Origin of the sequence: Halobacteriovorax sp., from assembly GCF_041587335.1 — a bacterium.
Lineage (GTDB): Bacteria > Bdellovibrionota > Bacteriovoracia > Bacteriovoracales > Bacteriovoracaceae > Halobacteriovorax.
In genome coordinates, this window is the sequence record NZ_JBFGYP010000185.1 from 1 (window position 1) to 4,314 (window position 4,314).

A 4,314-nucleotide genomic window follows, 5' to 3' on the forward strand; every position below is an offset into this window, starting at 1 on the left:
CATTAGAATATGAGGATGCACTTGAGCTTATTGCACTATTAGATAAGATGAATTGTGACCTTAATAAACAAAAGTAAGCCAATTTATTTTACTAATCCATTACAGTGTCCGTGACAAATTCCTAACAAAACTCTAATCTAATCTTAAAACAACTAATTAAGGTGGAAGATTGGAAGCATTTAAAATTCTCTATTCAGTACTGGGTGGTCTAGGAATATTTTTCTACGGAATGAAAAACATGTCAGAGGGACTTCAATCAGTCGCTGGAGATGTTGTAAAAACGGCCATAAATACCGTAACAAAAAATAGAATAACAGCTGTCTTAGTAGGAACAATTGTAACAATTGTCGTACAGAGCTCTTCCGTTACAACAGTGATGGTTGTTGGTTTTGTAAATGCCGGACTCATGAATTTAACTCAAGCAATTGGAGTTATTTTTGGGGCAAATATTGGAACAACAATAACAGGTTGGATTATCTCAATAAAGATTGGAAAGTATGGACTACTTCTAATTGGATTAGGAATTTTCCCACTACTTTTTGGAAAATCTAATAAGGCGAGACAAATTGGAAAAATCCTTTTCAGTGTCGGTATGATTTTCTTTGGGTTGGATATTATGTCCAATGCGTTTAAACCTCTAAGAACTATGCCTGAATTCTTAGATATGATTAGTTACTTCTCGGCGCAAACATATGCTTCTTACTTTGCCTGTATCATTGTTGGTTGTATCTTAACAGTAGTCATCCAATCATCTTCAGCAATGCTCGGTATCACAATGGCAATGGCGACAAGTGGAGTCATTGAGTTTCATACTGCTGCCGCACTTGTGCTAGGAGAAAATATAGGAACGACAATCACAGCTCTCTTGGCTTCTGTTGGAGCAAATATTACGGCCAAAAGAGCGGCTAGGGCCCATGCAATATTTAATGCACTTGGTGTACTCGTTGTCTTCTCGTTCTTTCCTTATTATATAAACTTCATAGACTGGGTAGTGCCAGGAGAAGCAAATTTAAGAAGTGCAATAGGTGAATTTGATAATGTTGCTGTTCATATTGCTACTGGACATACAATATTTAACGTTACGGCCACAATAATATTTATACCTCTACTTGGAATACTAGCTAGAATTGTGACTAAGATCACTCCAGATCATGGTGTAAAAGAACAGCATCACCTAGTTATGCTTTCTGATCCAAGTACACTAGTCCCAGCGACAGCACTTGCCCAAGCTGATCTAGAAATGGATAAATTAAAAGATATAATGGGTAGACTCTACGCTCTAGCTGATGAGTTATTTATAACAGGTACTAAGAAGTCTACAGCTGAAATAATTATGAAAGCTAAAGATTATGAATCAATTACAGATAATATTCAAAAAGAAGTTACTGTTTATACTGTTAAAATAATGGAGAGCCCATTAAGTGAAAAAGAATCAATCCATGCTCGTGGAATCTTAAAAGAAGTTGATGAATTAGAAAGTATAGCCGATTACATAGAAAAGCTAATAACTTATAGTGAAAGAACTCCTATTAAAAAATTATTAAAAGGAGAAGCAAAAGATGACTTCACCAAACTCTATAAAGATGTAAAAGACTTCTACACACTCACAATTGATCAAGTAAGTAGCTCTACAATAGATCTAAGTGTTACTCTAAGAAAGTCAGAACAATTGAGAATGAGTGCTGAAAATATGAGGGCGAAACATCTTGAGAGAATTTCAACTGGTGATTTTGATGCTCTAACAGCACTTACCTATTCAGATATGATTGTAGCATTAAGAAAAATTAGAAGCCATACGCAAAATGTTGCGCAGGCCTATAGCTAAGAATAGAACTCGACAAGAAAAATAAATAATGAAATAAGGCCTGTAACAATAGTTGCACGTCTTATTCTGTTATTTTTAAGTCCGAGCCAAATACCACTTCCAACTGTAATCATTAAGCATAGACCAAAGAAGCTATTTATCCATCTTGTATACTTTCTTCCATGTCCTTTATGAAATTCAAACAACCTCTTTCTTAGAGATGGAACAACTTTAATAACAGTTATTTCATCTCCAGCATTCATTTCAAATCTATAGTAGTTACGAGTTGTCGGTCTTGTTATAGAGTAACCATTATATGACTTAACGTATTCAAAATTATAGTCCTGATCTTTACTCTTTAAGTATTCTCCAATATTTGTCTTAGCATTACTTTTTTGAAGAAAGTCTTTCTTAACAATTGTATCAATGACTTCTAAGCTTTCAGTTTCTTTAAAATTTAGTAAGTGCATCGCTCCAGTAAAAGCGAAAACAAGTAGGACAACGGCACTAAAACTAGCGCAATATAAGTGAATATTGACTAGGCTATTTCTTTTCATCATCGATTCCTTTATCTTCTTTTTCTTCAAAATCTTTAGTATTTTCGTTTTCTATATTCTCTGTTTTTTCTATTTCCACAACTTTATAATTAGCGATTCTCGCGAGATCTTCATCAAGCTGTTCTCTGGCATGTTCAATTGCATTTCCGGCCATATCAATCGGCTTTACAGGAGTATAGTCCTCTGCAGATCCTACCCTAGTGAAGTCATTGTGGTACTCGCCTTCTTTCCATTCACGCTCTTTAACATTTTTCATTTGTTTTCTACGATTTTTAGCACCAAAGGATGGAGCAATCATTATAGTAAGAACAGCGATTATAATTAAAAAAGAAAGTAGGGCCTCTCGTTCTGATGATGAGTAAAATTGATACGACATCACATAAAATAATACTAAGAACGAATATATAGAAGCTATAATTTTAAACATTATATTATTGGCCTGACCTTAATTTCATCTAGGATACTACTCACCTTTTCAACAATTAAGTCTTGGTTGAGAGAGCTTCCATATATGAGATATTCTTTTGGAGTTAAAGTACTGGTGAATTTCTTAGTTTCGTCTTTAGTAGAAGTTACTCCACCGTCAAAACAAACTTTTTTAATTTTAAATAGATAGTCTAATTTAAGATTATCATTATCTTTAGTAAGGTTCAGTTTGAACTGAGAAACCGATGTAAACTCTTTCACAGTTGGAAGTATAATAACGGCCTCGAGGCTCTCTTTCTTTGGCCTTAAACTCTTTACTTTAAAGCGCATAAAGTTTTCTAGAACTTCTAAAATATTAGAAACTAATTCACTTGGAGAAACCTGTAGTGCAAGGTGATGACCATCAATCAACTCACCCTTTTTTCCACATACAATGTAGGGTCCACTACTCTTTTGAGTGATTGGACAATTGTCATCGAGTTTAAAGCTAAAGCCTTGTTGAGCATTTTCAATAGTGAGTTCTTCGAGGACTAGAATTCCTTTAGCATCTTTCTTTTGAATTTTCTTAATGTCAGCAATACATAGAGATAGAGAATATTGAGATAAATCAATTTCCTCACCGGAGTGATTCTTTACTTCTATATCACCAGCAACAACTTCACCTTGCTTCCAGCTCTCACCATTAACGTTAATTGAAAACTCTAGAGGTTTACTAAAGTAAGTTGATTTCATAAATGTCCTAATAAGAAAAAAAAGACCCACTATTAAGTGGGTCTCGAATTGGAATTAAAGATTTGAGTTAACAAAGTCCCAGTTAACTAGATTCCAGAATGCTGTAATGTAATTTGGACGAGCATTTCTGTAATCAACATAGTAAGCATGTTCCCAAACATCAATTGTCATAAGAGCTTTCTTACCGTGCTTCATTGGAGTGTCAGCATTAGCTGTATTGAAAATTTCAATCTCACCTTTATCTTCAACTAGCCAAGTCCAACCTGAACCAAAGTTAGTTGCAGCAGCATTTGTGAAATCTTCTTGAAATTTTTCAAAAGATCCCCACTTTGCAGTGATTTTGTCAGCGATTGCGCCAGTAGCAGCTCCACCAGCGTTTGGAGCTAGACAGTTCCAGTAAAAAGAATGGTTCCAAACTTGAGCAGCATTATTAAAAAGTCCGCCTTCAGACTTCATAATTGTTTCTTCAAGAGTCATTGACTCATACTCAGTTCCAGGAATTGCAGCATTTAATTTAGTAAGGTAAGCATTGTGGTGCTTTCCGTAGTGAAACCCGATAGTTTCAGCACTAATGTGAGGTGCAAGTGCATCATCTGCCCAAGGCAGTTTTGGTAGTTCGTGTGCCATAAAAGACTCCTTTCTTATTTATAATCAGTTAAATAACTATATATCTAAGCTCGCTCATTATTCAAATAAATAACATTAAAATGTCCATATATTGACATTAAGCCCATTTAATAGCAATTTTACCTCACCAAAAATGTCAAGATATAGACATAAGGAGAAAAACATGAG

Annotated in this window: 5 protein-coding genes; 1 reads left to right on the forward strand and 4 read right to left on the reverse strand. The window is 34.7% G+C overall.

What is annotated here, in order from left to right; translation table 11 throughout:
- Positions 1–169: 169 nt before the first annotated feature.
- Positions 170–1,825, forward strand: a complete 1,656-nt coding sequence (locus ABX784_RS15730) for a Na/Pi cotransporter family protein (protein WP_372656017.1) — start codon at positions 170–172, stop codon at positions 1,823–1,825.
- Here ABX784_RS15730 and ABX784_RS15735 read toward each other — a convergent pair.
- The 4 genes from ABX784_RS15735 to ABX784_RS15750 are packed head-to-tail and all read right to left on the reverse strand — an operon-like array spanning position 1,822 to position 4,146.
- Positions 1,822–2,361, reverse strand: coding sequence for a hypothetical protein (locus ABX784_RS15735; RefSeq protein ID WP_372656018.1), 540 nt, complete (start codon positions 2,359–2,361; stop codon positions 1,822–1,824). The genes ABX784_RS15730 and ABX784_RS15735 overlap by 4 nt on opposite strands.
- Entirely contained in the window at positions 2,348–2,788 is a 441-nt protein-coding gene (locus ABX784_RS15740) for a hypothetical protein (RefSeq protein ID WP_372656019.1), read from the reverse strand. Before ABX784_RS15740 ends, ABX784_RS15735 begins: the two co-directional genes overlap by 14 nt.
- Positions 2,788–3,519, reverse strand: coding sequence for a hypothetical protein (locus ABX784_RS15745; protein ID WP_372656020.1), 732 nt, complete (start codon positions 3,517–3,519; stop codon positions 2,788–2,790). Before ABX784_RS15745 ends, ABX784_RS15740 begins: the two co-directional genes overlap by 1 nt.
- 54 nt (positions 3,520–3,573) lie before the next feature.
- Positions 3,574–4,146 carry a superoxide dismutase gene (locus tag ABX784_RS15750; RefSeq protein WP_372656021.1) on the reverse strand — a complete coding sequence of 191 codons (573 nt, stop codon included), beginning with the start codon at positions 4,144–4,146 and terminating at the stop codon, positions 3,574–3,576.
- Positions 4,147–4,314: the final 168 nt, after the last annotated feature.

Bases quoted from the DNA above. Each gene is read 5' to 3' on its own strand.
- ABX784_RS15745 (WP_372656020.1), bottom strand. From the start codon at position 3,519: ATGAAATCAACTTACTTTAGTAAACCTCTAGAGTTTTCAATTAACGTT.
- ABX784_RS15750 (WP_372656021.1), bottom strand. From the start codon at position 4,146: ATGGCACACGAACTACCAAAACTGCCTTGGGCAGATGATGCACTTGCA.
- ABX784_RS15740 (WP_372656019.1), bottom strand. From the start codon at position 2,788: ATGTTTAAAATTATAGCTTCTATATATTCGTTCTTAGTATTATTTTAT.
- ABX784_RS15735 (WP_372656018.1), bottom strand. From the start codon at position 2,361: ATGAAAAGAAATAGCCTAGTCAATATTCACTTATATTGCGCTAGTTTT.